Genomic DNA, 17,116 nt, shown 5'->3' on the forward strand with positions numbered 1-17,116 from the left:
AGACTACGCCGACGGCATGTGCTCTTTTTCGTAATGCTCGTAGGCGGCGACGATGCGCTGCACCAACGGATGCCGAACCACGTCGCGCACGCCGAAAAAGGTAAAACTGATACCGTCCACATCCTTCAACACTTTCAACACATGTTTCAGACCGGACATTTTTTCGTTGGGCAAATCGATTTGCGTAACATCGCCGGTAATGACGGCAGTGGAACCGAAACCGATCCGGGTCAAAAACATCTTGATTTGTTCCACCGTCGTGTTTTGCGCCTCATCCAGAATAATAAACGAGTCGTTCAAGGTTCTACCGCGCATGAAGGCTAAGGGCGCCACTTCGATGACATTTTTTTCCAGCAATTTTTCGACGCGCTCGAAACCCAACATGTCGTATAGCGCATCGTACAAGGGCCGCAAATAGGGGTCGACTTTCTGCGCCATATCGCCTGGGAGGAAACCTAACTTCTCGCCCGCTTCCACCGCCGGCCGTACCAAAATAATCCGCCGCACGGTCTCATTTTGCAACGCATCAACCGCACACGCGACCGCCAGATAGGTTTTACCGGTACCCGCGGGACCGACACCGAAATTAATGTCATGCGAAATGATCTTGCGCAAATAGTCCTGCTGATTAAAACCGCGACCCTTGATTACACCGCGCTTGGTTTTAATCGCCACCGGCTCCGATTTCACGCTCGGCGCAGCCTGTAGTAACTGGTCGATACTGGCATCCTGCAAACTCAAATGCACTTGCTCCGGAGTGATTTCTTCCCGCTCGGTCAATTCGAACAATTTCTGAATCACCGCACAAGCCGCTTTGACCGCAGCATCGACACCCGTGACCTTGAAATGATTGCTGCGATTGGCGATCTCCACCTGTAAGCGTTGCTCGATTTGGCGGATATGCGCATCCAACTGTCCGCAAAAATTGGACAGGCGTTGCGCATCGGCGGGTAACAGGGTAATTTCTTGCGAAAAAAGGCTGGCGTTCAACACTAGGCGGTCTGCTGGATTTTTTCGATGGACGATTCCACCAGGCGACCCCGTAACGAATTGGGCAAGGCTTCGGCAATATACACGTCGACGAACTGCCCGATCAAGCGCGGATGCCCGGCAAAATTGACGGCGCGGTTATTTTCGGTCCGCCCGGTTAGATGCAACGGGTTTTTCTTGGAGATGCCCTCCACCAACACACTTTGCACGCTACCGATCATCGACTCCGAAATAGCCATGAACATTTCGTTCAGGCGGTCTTTCAAGCGTTTCAAGCGTTGCTCCTTAACAGCCATGCTGACATCGTCGGCAAAGTTGGCCGCCGGCGTGCCCGGTCTGGCACTGAAGATAAAACTGTAAGACAGGTCGTAACCGACTTCCTCGATCAAGGCCATGGTATCTTCAAAATCTTCTTCGGTTTCACCGGGAAAGCCGACGATAAAATCCGACGACAAACTGATGCCTGGCCGCACCGCTTTCATCTTGCGCATGATTTCCAGATAATCTTCGCGCCTATGACCACGCTTCATTTCCGCCAAAATGCGGTTGCTGCCGCTCTGCACGGGCAAATGCAAGTGATTGACCAGCTGCGGAATCTCGGCAAACGCTTCGATAATATCGTCAGTGAATTCTAAAGGATGCGATGTAGTGAAACGAATACGGTCTATACCATCGACAGCGGCAACGCAATGCAACAACAGCGCAAAACTAGCCACATCGCCGTCTTCCATCGCGCCGCGATAAGCATTAACGTTTTGGCCGAGCAGATTGATCTCGCGCACACCTTGTCTAGCCAGCGTTTCGATTTCAGCAATCACATCGTTCAGCGGCCGGCTGACTTCTTCACCGCGAGTGTACGGCACGACACAATAGGTACAGTACTTACTGCACCCTTCCATCACCGATACATAGGCCTTGGGGCCTTCCGCACGCGGTTCCGGTAAATTATCGAATTTTTCGATTTCGGGAAAAGAAATATCTACGACATGTTTACCGCCGCTACGTGCTTGGTTTAACAACTCAGGCAAGCGGTGCAGGGTTTGCGGACCAAACACAATGTCTACATACGGCGCGCGCTTTTGCAGGGCCGCACCTTCCTGGCTGGCTACGCAGCCACCAACACCAATAATCACACCGGGACGTTTATCTTTGATTTTTTTCCAGCGCCCCACGGCGGAAAATACCTTTTCCTGAGCTTTTTCGCGGATCGAACAAGTGTTTAGCAGCAGCACATCGGCTTGTTCCGGAATGTCGGTCAATTCCATGCCGTGCGATGCGATCAATACGTCCCGCATCTTATCGGAATCGTATTCGTTCATTTGACAGCCGTTAGTCTGTATATAAAGTTTTTGCGCCATGCTTGATGAGATACCTCAACTACTCTCACTAACAAAAAACCCCCGTCTCGCGACGGGGGCTCGTAATGGCCGGATTATAAACCCAATTTTCGGCAAATGCTTGTTTTATACGGCAATCCCCACTTGTAGGGCCTCGAACCAATCCAGAAAACGCTTCACATCATCGCCTTTGAACATCCGACCATGTTGCGGGGCCAGTATGTCGATATCCAACTTCCTGACCCGATCAATCCAGGCGCGCTTAGCTTGATTAGAGGGCATCCAACGCTGATGGAAAAAACGCATTTTATCGACGTGCATATCGAAGTTGTCCACAAAGACGGGCGTTCCAGGCGCTTCCAAGGCTGCACCGACATCGCCGGACATCAGGATTTTGGCGTGTGGATCATAAATATGGAAATTAGCGGAGGCATGCAGATAGTGAGCGGGAACAATCTGCAATTCGGTAGTACCGAGATTGATGACTCCGCCATGGTCGGGAATCGGTACATATTCGATAGTTTCGCAGCCGAAGTGCCTTAAAAAACCTTCCCATAATGCTGAGGCATGCAGCTTGGCATTGGGCAGCGCTTGATCCCATAAACCCAAAGATGAAATGATGTCCGGATCTTGATGCGAGGCGAACAAATCAGTAATTTCCTCGACCGGCGCATGGTGTAATACCGCCGCCAGCATTGGCGCAAACAGCTCTATGCCGCCGGGATCGATCAAAAGGCAGCGATTGGCCGTCCTTACCATATATTGGTTGGTATCAATAATTTTCTCGGGCTTGTGTGCGTCGCGGCCAAACATTATCCATTGATAAGCGCCCTCATAAATTTTGGTCATTCTCATGCTAACTGTACCTCTTGGCCATACTGGGTTTGATGGGTGCGCTATTCGGCGACGTTTATAATCGTCAATGCACTCCGGCATTTATGTACTTTGTCGTTGATTATTTGCGCGGCGTTATCGACGCTTTCAGCGACCGCTTGCAGACTTTGCAGATACTCTCCCGCTTGCGACGCTTCTATCCGGGAGTTGGCAGCAATCACCCGCGCCGCCCTGGCCGGATGCATCACATCCGCCAACTTAATCAGTAATTCCGAAACCTGGATAATAAACTCTCGATGACAAATCTGCGTTCTTAACCTGACTTCCTGCAATGGGGTGGCTAAGGAGTCGGCATATCTGGCTCCGACAGCCAACTGCCCCACTTTCTCGAAGCGTCTGCATGCTTCGGTCATGCGCTGTTCATTGACTGTCAGACGATAAAGATGGAATGCGTATTCGTTGATGTTATTGACCAATTCGATCGTATCCTTAGCCAATTCGTTTATGAAGTCCGTGATGGGTTGGAAGCCCTTGGCCTTTTCACCGGCGCGGAAAGCAATCGCTTTGGCATTGGCTGCCGCGAGAGAAATTTCCTTGGCCACTTCCATCACCGCGCTCAATTCGGCGGCTATGGAAGCCACGGCGACAAATTGGGACTTGGTTTGATTGACTTGCATACTGAAAGACCCTCAGATCGACGATAAATTTATTTATAGCTTAGCCGACAAATAAATCCCCGTGCTATTTGAGTTTCCAATAAATGCGCGTCAACCCCGGTTATTTAGGTCGATAATGAGTTGGATCGGTCACACCCAGATTTTGGAAACCGGCCGCGCGCAATCTGCAGGCATCGCACACACCGCAGGCTCTGCCTTTGATATCCGCTGAATAACAGGAAACCGTATCAGCATAATTGACGCCCAGCTCCAAGCCTTTTTGAATAATCTCGGCTTTGCTCAGGGCTATCAGCGGTGTGTGAATTTGAATTTTATGACCTTCCACTCCCGCCTTGGTGCCCAGGTTGGCCATATCCTGAAAAGCTTTGATAAATTCCGGCCGACAATCGGGGTAACCGGAATAATCGACGGCGTTTACGCCGATGAACACATCGTGAGCGTTCACCACTTCCGCCCAACCCAAGGCAAACGCCAGAAATATAGTATTTCTGGCCGGCACATAAGTCACCGGAATGCCGGCTTGCGGCGAAGTCGGCACGTCGATCCGGGCGTCTGTCAACGCGGAACCGCCGATTGCGCTCAAACCGAGGTTGATAATTTTATGATCGGCTACCTGATAGTGCTGTGCAATTCTCCTCGATGCTTCCAATTCGGCATTATGGCGCTGGCCGTAATCGAAACTCAAAGCGTAGCAAGTAAACCCTTGTTGCTTGGCAAGTGCCAAGACCGTTATAGAATCCAGACCGCCGGACAATAAAATGATGGCCGGCCTGGAGCTGCTATTATTTTCCACGCGCGTCGTTCCAAAGAAATTTATGTAATTGAATTTGAAACCGAACCTGCAGTTGGTCGGCCAAAATACGCTCAGCCAGCTCGGTCGGCGACATCACATCCATCACCGGGGAGAACAGTACCTGGCAATGTTCAGCTAAGCGATACAGCTCAAGTTGCTGCTTGGCCCATTGGTAATCGGCCGCATCGGCAATCACGAATTTGACTTGATCGTGGGAGGTTAAATACTGGATATTGTCATATCGATTGCGCTCAAGCTCTCCGGAACTCGGCGTCTTCAAATCCATGACTTTACTGACGCGGCTGTCAACCATCGACACATCCAAGGCTCCGCTGGTTTCCAGCGAAACCTGATAACCAGCATCGAGCAGTCTAACCATTAAAGGATTGCAGCCCGGTTGTGCCAAAGGTTCGCCGCCAGTCACCGTCACATAGCGGGTGTTGTAACGGCCAACTTGCAGGAGAATCTCGTCGATGCTGAGTTTTTCGCCGCCAGTAAACGCATAAGCAGTATCGCAATAGGAACAGCGCAATGGGCAACCGGTCAAACGAATAAAGACGGTGGGCAAACCCACCGTATTCGCTTCACCCTGCAGGGAATAGAATATTTCGGTAATACGTAGCGTTTGCTCCATCCCAACGCCAATTTATTGCGGCATTTGCGCCAGCTTTTTTTCCGCCAAATGTGCGGCAGTCGTGCCTGGATAGCTGGTCGTCACTCGCGTCAGATAATCGCGAGCTTTTGCGGTGTTTTGCAGATCGAATTCGATATAGCCTAGTTTCAGCAAGGCATCAGGGACTTTCGAGCTATTGGGATATTGACTAACCACTTTATTGAATGCGGCGCGCGCCGCGTCGAACTCGCGGTTGATCTTATACGCTTCCGCCAACCAGTACTGAGAATTGTCGGCAAACTCGCCGGCCGGAAAATCCTTCAGCAGCTCCTGAAACATTTTGATGGCTTGGGCATTATGGCCATTGCGTAAAGTGTCGTAAGCCGATTGATACCTTTCCTTTTCGTTGCCTTGTGCCGCTGTCGTGGTCGGCTTATTGTCCACAACGGGCGCAGCCGGAGCAGGGGTCGCAGTTGCAACGGGTGCCGGAGTTGGTGTAGCCGGGGCCGTCGCCGCAGCGGGTTGAGCAGCAATAACCGGCACTTGTCCAGTGGCAGCCGTATCGGCAGGAGCTGGAGCTGGCGTTTGACTTGGCGGCGTTTGCCCACCTGCGGTAAGCGCCTGCACCCGATCATCCAGATCGGAGTACATATTGCTTTGTTTTCTTTGCAAGTCGGCGATGGTCTGGGATTGCTCCTCGACCATGCCGCGCAATTGTTGCACTTCCGACTGTAACTGCTCCAATCTGCCCAATACCTCAAAAATAGCATTGTCAGTGGCGGCCGGCTGCGCATAAGCATTCCCAGCCGGGTAACCCGCACCGTTAGGCGCAGCAACAGCTCCGGCGCTTAGACCGGAGCCAAGCGTCAGTATCAGAAGTGCACGCTTACTCATTGATAGCCAACTTCCACGCGGCGATTTTGTTGCCACGCTGACTCGTCATGACCGGAAACAGCGGGCTTTTCTTCACCGTAGCTCACCACTTCCAATTGGCTTGCGGTAACGCCTTGCGAACGCATCATTCTTTCCACGGATTTTGCCCGTTGCTCACCGAGTGCGATGTTGTACTCACTAGAACCGCGCTCGTCGGCATGGCCGGATAGAATCACGTGTTGGTTAGGGTGAGAAGCCAAATAACGGGCATGCGCTGCTACCACCGGCACGTAATCTTGTTTGACTTGGCTGCTATCCAATTCAAAATAAATCACTTGTTTGGACAATGGATTGTTAGGGTCGCTAAACTCAGGCCCCAGATTCGCGCCGGAACCGGAACCAAAGCTGCTGCCATTGCCTGAACCAAATTGGCTGCCGGACATGGAACCGTCATTGTAACCGCTGGTAGACGCATCAGTTCCTTGGGTAGAATCGGCCAAACCTTCTTCTTCGGTTGAGCTACAGCCTGTTGTTACCAAAATCGCAGTCATGGCCAAAGCCAAATAGGTTTTGTTAAATCTCATCAATTTTCTCCAAATATTAATTAAAACTCAGGTAGCGATAGTGTGAGGGCTATCGCGCTTGCAATCAAGGTGCCCAGGCCGGTTCACGGACCTCGCCACTCTCGAATGCCAATTTCTGTTGCATCGCGCCATCGGTGGATACCACCGATAAGGCCGACCGGCCGCCGCGATTCGCGGCAAACAAGACCATGCTGCCATTAGGCGCAAAACTGGGCGATTCGTCAAGATTACCCTCGGTTAGCACGTTCACAGTGCGCGAGGCCATGTCCATAACCGCAATCTTATAGCCACCGCCACTACCCGTTACCATCGCCAGGCTTCTGCCATCGGCGGAAAAACGGCCTCTGGCGTTATAGTCGCCTTGGAATGTAACCCGGCTAGCTTTGCCCCCCGAAGCTGGCATCAAATAAAGCTGCGGTTTGCCGCCTTGATCAGACGTAAACAAGATAGAGCTGCCATCCGGCGACCAGGTCGGTTCGGTATCGATAGATAAACTGTTGGTCAAGCGCGTCAAAGAGCGGCTACCCAAGTTCAAAACGTAAATATCGGGACTGCCGTCCTTAGAAAGCGTAACCGCCAGACGACTACCGTCCGGTGAAAAAGCCGGCGCACCGTTGATGCCCGGATAAGAGGAAACGCTTTCACGTTGTCCCGTCGCCAAAGTCTGCACCCAGATTTCCGAACGTTTGGTGTGGAAGGATACATAAGCGATTTTGCTGCCGTCAGGCGACCAAGCCGGCGCCATAATAGGTTCCGGAGATTCGGCAATAGTCCGGGGGTTATAACCATCGGCATCGGCCACTTGCAGCATGAACTGCTTGCCATTGCCGCGGCGCACGCTGGTGACATAAGCAATCCGGGTATTGAATGCGCCTTTGCGGCCGGTCAGTTTTTCGTAAATCAGATCACTGATGTGATGCGCGGCACGACGCAATTCGTTAGCGCCGGCCGTCAAACGGTAACCCATCAATAACTGGCCGTTATGCACATTAAACAAATGAAACTGGATGTTGTAGCTGCCACCATTACCGACCACTTGGCCTATCGCCATATAGTCTTGGCCTAGTACCTGCCAATCCTTGAAATTAACCCGCTCGGGTTCGCTGGGCTTGGTCAGCATATCGTCTTCGGACAAGGTTTTGAAAAACCCGCTGCCACCCAAATCAGAACTGATCACATCGGACAATTTAACATTGCCGATAGAACCTTGTTGAGCAAACGGCACGATGGCGATAGGCACCGCAGTTTGCGAACCTTTGGTAATTTCTATGGTTAAACCGGCCGCCTGCGCCACTGTAAACATCCCAGCCAAAATGCCGCCGACTAACATTCTTGTGATTAACATCATTCTCTCGTTTCCGTTTTACTGATTATTCCGGTTTAAACACAAAGGTGAAAACTCTAAATTCCTGATTAAATAAATTTCTATCTTGTGGTACCGGCAAAGGCGAGGCTTTTCTCACTGCATTCTCCGCCGAACGATCAAAAATCGGATCACCACTACTACCAATTACCACAGCGTCCATCACATCACCACTAGCCAACAATTTTACCTGAATTGTGCATCTCAAGCCTTGCGTTGCGTTGATCGGCCGCGTCCAGGCGCCTTCGACTTTGCGCGCAATCATCTGTTTGGCAGAATCAACAGCCTGTTTATCCGATGCCGCTTTTGCCGCAGCCGCCGCGGCTGCTTCCGCAGCCTGCCGTTCTTTTTCCGCTTTTTCAGCCGCCGCTATCGCAGCTTGGCGTTCCTGTTCGGCCTTGGCTTTTGCTGCGGCTTCCGCTGCGAGCCTTTCTTTTTCGGCCTTCTCAGCTTTTTCTGCGGCCAGTTTGGCCTGACGTTCTTTTTCAGCCTTGGCTTTGGCTTCCGCTTCGGCAGCCATGCGTTCCTTTTCAGCTTTTTCCGCCGCTATTTTGGCTTGGCGTTCCTTCTCCGCTTTTTCGGCGGCTAGTTGTTTATCCTTTTCGGCTTTGGCCCTGGCCTCGGCTTCTGCAGCTTGCTTGGCTTTTTCCGCATTAAGCGCCGCCTGTTTCTCCTTCTCGGCCTTGGCTTTCTCGTCAGCTAATTGCTTTTCCTTTTCCGCCTTTGCCTTGGCTTCCGCTTGCTTTGCTTGTTCCTGACGCTTGGCTTCTTCGCTCTTTTGCTCCTGCAGTTTCTTTTGCTGTTCCAGGGCTTTTTGTTCCTGTAACTTCTTTTCCTGCTCCAGCTTTTTGATTTCCGCTTCCTGCTGCTGTTTCTCTCGCGCCGCTTCCGCCAGTTTTTGTTCCTTCAACTTGGCTTCGCGTTCCATTTCCTGTTGTTTTTGCTTTTCCAGCAATTTCTGTTTCTCTACTTCCCTTTGTTTTTCCGCCAACTCCTTCTGTTTTTCCAGTTCGGCTTGTTTCTGTTTTTCCGCGACTTCCTTTTGTTTGTCCAGTTCGGCCTGTTTCTGCTTTTCCGCGGCTTCCTTGGCTTTTTTCTGTTCGAGAGCTTGCCGTTCCTTGGCCTCCTCTAACTTTTTTTCCTCTTCCTTACGCTTCGCAGCGAGCTGTTCCTGCATCTTCTTTTCTTCTAATGCTTCCTGCTTGCGCTTTTCGGCGGCTTCCTGAATTTTTTGCTCTTCCAGCACACGTTGCTTTTTAGCTTGCTGCAACAACTGCTCTTCGGCTTTTCTGGCGTTTTCCAGTTGCTCTTGATGCTGTTTCTCGGCTTGTTGCTTGTTTGTTTCGTTCTGCTTTAAGCGCTCGGCTTCCGCATCGATTTCCGCACCGTCCAATACAGTCGCTTCAATAATGTCCGCGGGCGGCGACATTTGCGCGTCGTCAGTCTCGGTGAGAAAACTGAAACTGAACAACAACACAATCAGAATATGTAGCGCTATCGCCTGCGCGAGCGAAGGTTTAAAACTTTTCATGGTGGTGTTTATTTGCTGTCTGGCGGCGGCGCGGTCATCAAGCCCACTTTGGGGGCACCAGTTTTCTTCAGTTCCACCATCACTTTGACGATGCTGCCGTAATCTACTTCATGGTCGCCGCGCACGTAAAGCTGGGCCTTGGGATTATTTCTGAATACCGCCGCGACTCTGGTTTTAACCGTGTCGACATCGACAGGCGTATCAGCTTCTTCATCGCCGTTGCCAATATCGACGTATAAACTGCCATCCTTCTTGATCGACACGATCACCGGCACCTGGTCTTGTAGATCCACCGACTCGGCCTCGGCTTGCGGCAATTCGACATCGACGCCGGTTTGCACCAGCGGCGCGGTGATCATGAATATCATCAACAGCACAAAAGTAACGTCGATATAGGGGACGACGTTGATTTCAGCCATTACCCCGCGTTTTTTTCGCGATCTGCGATTGCTGCCGCCTACATTCATTTGCTGTGCGCCTGTCTTTGCAGTAATACCACGAACTCGTCGACGAATAACTCGTAACGGCCGGCCAAGCGATCCAAACGGGTAGAGAAGCGGTTATAGGCAATTACCGCTGGAATCGCCGCGAACAAACCAATCGCGGTGGCAATTAACGCTTCTGAAATACCTGGAGCGACATTCGCCAAGGTAGCATTTTTAATTTCGCCCAAAGCGCGGAACGAGTTCATGATGCCCCAGACAGTGCCAAACAGACCGATATACGGACTGGTCGAACCGACTGTCGCCAAAAACGGCAAAGTCTCGTCCAACCTATCCAACTCGCGGGACAATTCGATACGCATGGCCCGTTGCGCACTTTCGACCTGGACAGAGGGTTCGACATCGCCTTTCTGGCGCATCCGCGCAAACTCGCGATAACCCGCTAGAAAGATTTTTTCAATACCTTCCGGCTCGAACCGATCACTGGACATCTTTTTATACAACTCGGCCAAACCGACACCAGACCAAAACTCCTCTTCGAAATCGTCGGTAATGGCTATGGCCTGTTTCAATTCTTTCCGTTTGGAGAAGATGAAGGTCCAGGACGCAACCGATGCCGATAACAGAATGAACATAACAAACTGCACGACGATACTGGCTTCTTTGACCAGCGTCAGGATGGATAAATCGGTATTCATTAGTTTAAATGTTCCAAAATAGCAGAGGGAATAAGTTTGGGCTTCATGCTTTGCGCATCAAGACAGGCAATCCGGATTTCACCCGTGCATAAAGTATCTTGTTGCCGAGTGATCGCTTGTTCAAAGGTAAAATTAGTTTTTTTGTACTCTATAACTTTTGCACTAACGTCCAACAGTTCGTTGAAGCGGGCAGGTTTTAAATAGTCTACTTTCACGGAACGGGCTACAAAAATCAGATTTTGTTCGGCTAGAAGATTATCCTGCTCAAAACCTACACTACGCAGCATTTCGGTTCTGGCCCGTTCAAAAAACTTCAAATAATTCGCGTAAAACACTACGCCGCCCGCATCGGTATCTTCGTAATATACTCGTACCGGCCAGTTAAATTCTTTCATTCGTCTCTTAACGAATTATTAAATATCAAAGATGTCATCGCTACCGATCTGCTGCCTGGGTGCGGGCAGGCCAAAATGACTGTATGCCTTATGCGTGACCACTCGCCCCCTGGGGGTGCGCATAATAAAACCCTGCTGCAGTAAATAAGGTTCCAACACGTCTTCAACCGTGCCACGTTCCTCGCTGATTACCGCAGCCAGCGTATCCAGCCCAACCGGACCGCCTTGAAAATGTTCTATCATGGCGGTCAACAATTTCCGGTCCAGCATGTCGAAGCCTTGCTGGTCTATTTTCAGCATATCCAAGGCTTGTTTGGCAATCTCACGAGTCACCGTGCCGTTGCCTTTGACTTCGGCAAAATCGCGCACTCTACGTAAGAGTCGGTTGGCGATGCGCGGCGTGCCTCGCGAACGGCAGGCGATCTCGTCGGCACCGCCGCCATCCATGCCGATATTCAATAGTTTTGCGGAGCGACTGACGATACTGGCCAGTTCCTCAACGGTGTAAAACTCAAGGCGTTGGACGATACCGAAACGGTCGCGTAAAGGCGATGTCAACAAACCGGCTCGGGTCGTCGCGCCTATCAGCGTAAATGGCGGCAAATCCAGCTTAATCGAGCGGGCTGCCGGGCCTTCGCCTATTATAATATCAATTTGGTAGTCTTCCATAGCCGGATACAGCACCTCTTCCACCGCCGGGCTGAGCCTATGGATTTCGTCGATGAATAACACATCATGGGCTTGCAGATTGGTCAACAAAGCGGCCAAGTCACCAGCTTTATCCAGCACCGGACCAGAGGTTTGGCGAATGTTGACATTCATCTCAGCAGCCACAATGTTGGCCAGCGTGGTTTTCCCCAAACCCGGTGGGCCGAAAATCAACACATGATCCAACGCTTCAGAGCGCGTTACCGCCGCCTGGATAAAAATTTCCATCTGCTCGCGGAGTTCTTTTTGCCCGACATAGTCTTTCAGGCGCTTGGGGCGAATGGCTCGGTCCACTCGCTCTTCGTCATTATTACCGTGCGCAGTAACCAATCTGTCACTTTCGATCATTTAACCGCACCGCGCAGCGCCAGACGAATAATGTCCTCGCAGCTTTTATCTTCCGTGGCCACCGCTTGCACCATCCGCGCCGCGTCCGCTGGCTTATAACCCAAAGCACACAACGCGCTAATCGCTTCTTGCTTGGGACTTGCTGCCGAACCGGGAAGCGAACTTGGTCGATCACTAGCTGCCGATAGTTTGTTTAGTTCCGGCAAACGACCGCGCATTTCGATAATCAAGCGTTCGGCGGTTTTTTGGCCGACGCCCGGCAAGCGCACCAAACCTTTTACATCGTTATCATGGACGCAACGATAGAATTCTTCGGTACTTTGCCCGGACAGAACAGTCAACGCCAGCTTGGGGCCGACGCCATTGACTTTGATCAGAGTTCTGAACAGCATGCGTTCGCTTTCCGTGGCAAAACCGAACAGGATATGCGCATCCTCGCGTACCACCAGATGGGTATGCAGCTTAACTTCTTCACCCAATGCCGGCAGGTCGTAAAAGGTATTCATCGGCGCTTCAATTTCATAGCCGACACCGTGTACATCCAACAACAATTGCGGCGGGGCTTTGTAAATCAATTTACCGCATAAAAAACCAATCATGAAATCGCCTTCTGCAAACGCATCGCGGTCTCCTGATAGTGGCTATGACAAAGGCCAATCGCCAATGCATCGCTAGCATCGATCTGCATGTCGCCTTGAATGCTCAACAAAATTTTCACCATATGCTGCACTTGCTGCTTATCGGCATTGCCCTTGCCTACCAAGGCCTGTTTCACTTGCCTAGCCGCATATTCGAAAACCGGCAGATCTCGATTTAAGGTGGCGCAAATAGCCGCACCCCGAGCCTGGCCCAGCTTCAAAGCCGAATCGGCATTCTTATGCATAAACACTTGCTCGATGGCCATTTGCTCAGGACGGTACAACTCAATCACCTGGCTAACACCATCAAAAATCTGCTTCAAGCGTTCGGGAAACTCGTCGGATTTGATACGAATGCAGCCGCTCGCTACGTAGCGAATACCGCGCGATGTCGACTCCACCACACCGTATCCGGTGATGCGCGAGCCGGGATCTATACCTAAAATTCTGGTCAACAGTGTATTGGTGCGAGTAATTTTGCGGTGTGATTAGGCATCGAGCGCCGTCATGATGTCATCGCTGATGTCGGCATTAGAGTAAACGTCCTGTACATCGTCCAGATCTTCCAAACGGTCGATCAGCTTCAGCATTTTTTCGGCGGATTCGCTATCCAATTCAGTCTTAACGTCGGCATGCATCGTCACTTCGGCGTTTTCCGGCTCGAAGCCCGCAGCAAGCATCGCTTCCTTGACGGTCATATAGTCTTCAGGGGTGGTAAACACGTCGATAGAACCATCGTCGTTGGTGACCACATCCTCGGCACCGGCCTCCATCGCGGCTTCCATCACTGCGTCTTCATCAACACCATTGGCGAAGCTGATAATACCGACCTTGCGAAACATATAAGCCACCGAACCGTCCGTGCCCAAGTTGCCGCCAGCCTTAGAGAAGGCGTGCCTGACATCGGCGACGGTACGATTGCGATTATCGGTCAAGCAATTCACCATCACCGCCGTGCCGCCAGGACCATAACCTTCGTAACGCACCTCTTCGTAAACCACGCCATCGACCGCGCCGATGGCCTTTTTGATGGTGTTGTCGATGGTATCGCGCTTCATGTTAGCACCAAGCGCTTTATCAATAGCGGTACGCAAACTCGGATTATTGGCGGGATCACCGCCACCCGATCCTTTTGCGGCCACGGTAATCTCGCGAATCAGTTTGGTAAAAATCTTGCCGCGTTTTGCGTCCTGCGCGCCTTTGCGATGCTTGATGTTAGCCCACTTACTATGCCCAGCCATTCTATCTCTCTGAATCTGCTAAAAATTTGGAAATTTTACCATCGTCCCGCCGGCTTATCGACCCTTGCTTACAATACTAGCGGCAATATAGCCGCTAACGAAGCATCCGAGACGTAGCTATCCGCTTGCTCTTCCACCAACGGCCTGCGGACTACACCGCCGAAACCGATCATATAGGCACCGGCCAATTTAGCTTCCAGATCGGTCTTGCCATCGCCTATCATGACCAAGGACGAATGATGCATCCTCAGTCGGCGACAAATCCTGGCTTTGCCGCCACTGACGGCCAACGGCGAGTGTCGGGCAAAATCCTGGTAATTACCGTCTTCGTCAAACAGCACATCAACCGCATGCACATGCGCTTCCGGTATGCCCAGTTGTTCCGCCAAAGGTAGTATCGCCTGCCGCAAGCCGCCGCTTATGATGTGGATCAGCTTATTATTGGCTTGCAGGGCTTTAATTGTGTCGCTGACACCGTCAACCATTTCAGCAATATACAACTCGGCGAGCCAGGCTATCGCGGCTTGGTCGGGTTTGATCAAATCCAATCGATTCGCGTAGACATCCTCAAGAGCCAATTCGCCGTTCATGGCTGCATCGGTTAACGCCGCAACCTGTTCGAATAAACCGTTACGCCTAGCCAATTCATCGATACCTTCGACCCGGCTCAGCGTACTGTCGCAATCGAAACAAACAACTTCAAAACTCATAACGCGATCTGCCTTGCTGTGTGCACCGCAGGCACCTCACAAACCGATTTCAATACTTGCTCATTTAAGGGATCAGAGATGCTGATGACCATCATCGCCAATTGATGTTCGTCGGCGATACTGACTTGCATGCGGGTAATATTGATATTGGCAACGCCCAAGATCGAGCTAATCGCCGCAATCACGCCCGGCTTATCATCGTGGCGAGTGATCAGTAACGCGCCTTCCGGCACCACTTCAATTTCGAAATGATTGATACTGACCAAGCGTGGATGTTGATTTCCTAACAACGTTCCCGCCAGAGATACCGACTTATCGGCGCAATGCCCGGTAATTTTGATTAGAGACTGATAGCCTTCCGATTCCTCGGTCTGGGACTCAATTAGCGTTATACCTTGGCGTTTGGCAATGTTCTCAACATTGACGCGGTTAACCGGCGTGGAAAGCTGCCCCCCCAACAAACCGACCATCGCCTCTGCGGAAATCGGCCGAATTTTTACCTCAGCAGCCTTTCCATAAACCGCAACTTCCAATTTTTGAATCGGTTGATCGATCAACCCTACTAAAACCTTACCGAGAATATTAGCAAGGTTCATAAATGGTTGAGCCTTGGATAGCTCTTCTGCCGACAACTTAGGGAGATTCAAAGCATTAACAGCTTCGCCGGTTTGCAAATATTTAACCGCCTGGCGGGCAATTTCGACACTCACCGCCACTTGCGCTTCTTTGGTCGAAGCGCCCAAATGCGGCGTAAATACCACATTATCCAGTGTAAGCAATGGCGAATCCTTGGGGGGCTCTTGCTCATAAACGTCCAGCGCGGCGCCAGCGATCCGGCCGTCTTTCAAAGCATCATATAATGCCGATTCGTCAACCAAGCCGCCGCGCGCGCAATTGATCAACCGTGCAGATTTTTTCATCATCGCCAATTGTTCCCGGCCGATAATGTTTTTGGTTTTTTCCAGCAAAGGGCAATGCAGAGTCAAATAGTCGGCTTGTTTAACCAAAGCCTCCAAATCAACCATTTCCGCGCCATGTATGGCAAAAACATCCGGCGCTACAAACGGATCATAAGCGATCACGCGCATGCCCAAACCGTTGCCGCGTTGCGCGACTATCCGGCCGATAGTACCAAAACCCAGCACTGCCAGAGTTTTATGAGCAATTTCGGCGCCCATCAACTTAGAGCGCTCCCATTTGCCGTCTCTGACCGATTGATTGGCAAACGGTAGATTGCGACTCAAGGAAAACATATGCGCGATAGCGAGTTCCGCGGTCGTGGTGGCATTGGCATCAGGCGTATTCATTACGATAACGCCTTGTTCAGTAGCGGCATTTAAGTCAACATTATCGACCCCTATGCCGGCACGCCCAACCACCTTCAGGCGAGTCGCAGCTTTTAAAACTTTAGCTGTCACCTGAGTATCGCTGCGAATCAATAAGGCGTCGAACTCCGGAATAATCTCACACAACTCGTCTTCATTTAAGCCGGTTTGGATATGTATCTGTATACCGTCCTGGACATTCAAGAAATTAATGCCGTCTTCCGCAAGCTTGTCTGAAATCAGTATCTTTTTCATCGCCATGACTGGATTATTGGATAAAACCGGCATTTTAGCAGCTTTGCTATAATCGCCGTAATGCGCGTTCCCGACAAACAACCAAAGTCTATTACTTATGAGAATAAAATCGGCGCTTGGCGTCCTATCGGTGATCTGTTTACTTGGCGCAATCGCCTGGTGGCTGACTTACACTAAAAGTTTCGCCCCCAACGCCGTTTTTACAACATTGACAGGCGAACGACTGGCAATTGCCGAGCTGAAAGGCAAGCCCGTATTGATAACATTTTGGGCAACCGACTGCCCTAGCTGTCTTGAGGAAATTCCGGATTTGATTGCATTGCATCAGCAAGGCCTGAAAATCATTGCTGTGGCAATGCCATACGACCCGCCTAGCCGCGTGCAAACATTAGCCAAAGAACGTCAGCTTCCTTATCAAGTTGCTCTTGATATAGATGGTAGTCTTGTACATGCTTTTGGTGATGTGCAATTGACCCCAACGATGTTTTTAATAGACAAACAGGGCGTGATCATCATGCACAAAATCGGCGCTTTCGATTTAGCATCTTTAAAAACACTTCTGACGCAATTATAGAAAACTACTTTGTAATTTAGCTATAGAGGTGTTGTCTGGTAACAGTAAATCCGCAAAAGAGAAGGGAGCAGCAGTGGGGTGATTTTGGGTCAAAAAAAAAGCCCTGCTATGGGTAAGCAGGGCTTTTGGTTTAAGAGCTTGGCGATGACCTACTTTCACATGGCAACCTGCCACACTATCATCGGC

At 50.9% G+C, this 17,116-nt stretch carries 21 protein-coding genes; 1 reads left to right on the forward strand and 20 read right to left on the reverse strand.

The features are described from left to right. Window positions 1-3 precede the first annotated feature (3 nt). The 19 genes from QLH52_RS14895 to serA all read right to left on the reverse strand — a co-directional run bounded on the left by QLH52_RS14895 (window position 4) and on the right by serA (window position 16,356). Window positions 4-993, reverse strand: a complete 990-nt coding sequence (locus QLH52_RS14895) for a PhoH family protein (RefSeq protein ID WP_033158340.1) — start codon at window positions 991-993, stop codon at window positions 4-6. Next, window positions 993-2,348, reverse strand: coding sequence for a tRNA (N6-isopentenyl adenosine(37)-C2)-methylthiotransferase MiaB (gene miaB / locus QLH52_RS14900; RefSeq protein ID WP_051670296.1), 1,356 nt, complete (start codon window positions 2,346-2,348; stop codon window positions 993-995). Before miaB ends, QLH52_RS14895 begins: the two co-directional genes overlap by 1 nt. A gap of 105 nt (window positions 2,349-2,453) precedes the next feature. Further along, entirely contained in the window at window positions 2,454-3,182 is a 729-nt protein-coding gene (locus tag QLH52_RS14905; protein WP_171694310.1) for an oxygen-binding di-iron domain-containing protein, read from the reverse strand. 41 nt (window positions 3,183-3,223) lie between these two features. Then, window positions 3,224-3,838 (reverse strand): hypothetical protein, encoded by a 615-nt coding sequence (locus QLH52_RS14910; protein ID WP_033158338.1) that lies wholly within the window; start codon window positions 3,836-3,838, stop codon window positions 3,224-3,226. Between the two features lie 100 nt (window positions 3,839-3,938). After that, on the reverse strand, window positions 3,939-4,631 hold the full coding sequence (gene queC / locus QLH52_RS14915) for a 7-cyano-7-deazaguanine synthase QueC (RefSeq protein ID WP_319962097.1): 693 nt from the start codon (window positions 4,629-4,631) through the stop codon (window positions 3,939-3,941). Continuing rightward, window positions 4,621-5,265: a 7-carboxy-7-deazaguanine synthase QueE gene (gene queE / locus QLH52_RS14920; protein WP_319962098.1), complete on the reverse strand. Its 645-nt coding sequence runs from the start codon at window positions 5,263-5,265 to the stop codon at window positions 4,621-4,623. Before queE ends, queC begins: the two co-directional genes overlap by 11 nt. A gap of 12 nt (window positions 5,266-5,277) precedes the next feature. Beyond that, a complete protein-coding gene (gene ybgF, locus QLH52_RS14925; RefSeq protein ID WP_319962099.1) occupies window positions 5,278-6,138 on the reverse strand; it encodes a tol-pal system protein YbgF in 861 nt (286 codons plus the stop codon). Continuing rightward, entirely contained in the window at window positions 6,135-6,701 is a 567-nt protein-coding gene (gene pal, locus QLH52_RS14930) for a peptidoglycan-associated lipoprotein Pal (RefSeq protein WP_205451255.1), read from the reverse strand. Before pal ends, ybgF begins: the two co-directional genes overlap by 4 nt. 64 nt (window positions 6,702-6,765) lie before the next feature. Then, complete coding sequence (tolB, locus tag QLH52_RS14935; RefSeq protein WP_225893123.1) at window positions 6,766-8,031, reverse strand: Tol-Pal system beta propeller repeat protein TolB; 1,266 nt, start codon at window positions 8,029-8,031, stop codon at window positions 6,766-6,768. Window positions 8,032-8,071: 40 nt separating this feature from the next. Then, window positions 8,072-9,595, reverse strand: a complete 1,524-nt coding sequence (gene tolA / locus QLH52_RS14940) for a cell envelope integrity protein TolA (protein ID WP_319962100.1) — start codon at window positions 9,593-9,595, stop codon at window positions 8,072-8,074. A gap of 8 nt (window positions 9,596-9,603) precedes the next feature. Next, complete coding sequence (gene tolR, locus QLH52_RS14945; RefSeq protein ID WP_225587463.1) at window positions 9,604-10,014, reverse strand: protein TolR; 411 nt, start codon at window positions 10,012-10,014, stop codon at window positions 9,604-9,606. A 44-nt stretch (window positions 10,015-10,058) separates the two neighbouring features. Beyond that, complete coding sequence (gene tolQ / locus QLH52_RS14950) at window positions 10,059-10,736, reverse strand: protein TolQ (RefSeq protein ID WP_020483188.1); 678 nt, start codon at window positions 10,734-10,736, stop codon at window positions 10,059-10,061. Then, window positions 10,736-11,131: a tol-pal system-associated acyl-CoA thioesterase gene (gene ybgC, locus QLH52_RS14955; RefSeq protein ID WP_319962101.1), complete on the reverse strand. Its 396-nt coding sequence runs from the start codon at window positions 11,129-11,131 to the stop codon at window positions 10,736-10,738. The genes tolQ and ybgC overlap by 1 nt, the downstream gene beginning before the upstream one ends. A gap of 18 nt (window positions 11,132-11,149) precedes the next feature. Beyond that, on the reverse strand, window positions 11,150-12,184 hold the full coding sequence (gene ruvB, locus QLH52_RS14960; protein WP_240348370.1) for a Holliday junction branch migration DNA helicase RuvB: 1,035 nt from the start codon (window positions 12,182-12,184) through the stop codon (window positions 11,150-11,152). Next, complete coding sequence (gene ruvA, locus QLH52_RS14965; RefSeq protein ID WP_319962102.1) at window positions 12,184-12,786, reverse strand: Holliday junction branch migration protein RuvA; 603 nt, start codon at window positions 12,784-12,786, stop codon at window positions 12,184-12,186. The genes ruvB and ruvA overlap by 1 nt, the downstream gene beginning before the upstream one ends. Beyond that, complete coding sequence (gene ruvC / locus QLH52_RS14970; RefSeq protein ID WP_033158328.1) at window positions 12,783-13,280, reverse strand: crossover junction endodeoxyribonuclease RuvC; 498 nt, start codon at window positions 13,278-13,280, stop codon at window positions 12,783-12,785. Before ruvC ends, ruvA begins: the two co-directional genes overlap by 4 nt. Window positions 13,281-13,313: 33 nt before the next feature. Then, complete coding sequence (locus tag QLH52_RS14975; RefSeq protein WP_171694305.1) at window positions 13,314-14,066, reverse strand: YebC/PmpR family DNA-binding transcriptional regulator; 753 nt, start codon at window positions 14,064-14,066, stop codon at window positions 13,314-13,316. Window positions 14,067-14,134: 68 nt separating this feature from the next. Beyond that, a complete protein-coding gene (locus tag QLH52_RS14980) occupies window positions 14,135-14,776 on the reverse strand; it encodes an HAD-IB family phosphatase (RefSeq protein ID WP_319962103.1) in 642 nt (213 codons plus the stop codon). Next, window positions 14,773-16,356: a phosphoglycerate dehydrogenase gene (gene serA / locus QLH52_RS14985; protein ID WP_319962104.1), complete on the reverse strand. Its 1,584-nt coding sequence runs from the start codon at window positions 16,354-16,356 to the stop codon at window positions 14,773-14,775. Before serA ends, QLH52_RS14980 begins: the two co-directional genes overlap by 4 nt. A gap of 97 nt (window positions 16,357-16,453) precedes the next feature. Here serA and QLH52_RS14990 point away from each other — a divergent pair, with 97 nt between their 5' ends. Next, a complete protein-coding gene (locus QLH52_RS14990; protein WP_033158325.1) occupies window positions 16,454-16,930 on the forward strand; it encodes a TlpA family protein disulfide reductase in 477 nt (158 codons plus the stop codon). Here the strand turns inward: QLH52_RS14990 and QLH52_RS14995 are convergent. Next, on the reverse strand, window positions 16,925-17,116 hold a 192-nt coding region (locus tag QLH52_RS14995; RefSeq protein ID WP_319962105.1), incomplete at its 5' end, for a hypothetical protein. The genes QLH52_RS14990 and QLH52_RS14995 overlap by 6 nt on opposite strands.

Source organism: Methylomonas defluvii, from assembly GCF_033949435.1.
Lineage (GTDB): Bacteria > Pseudomonadota > Gammaproteobacteria > Methylococcales > Methylomonadaceae > Methylomonas > Methylomonas defluvii.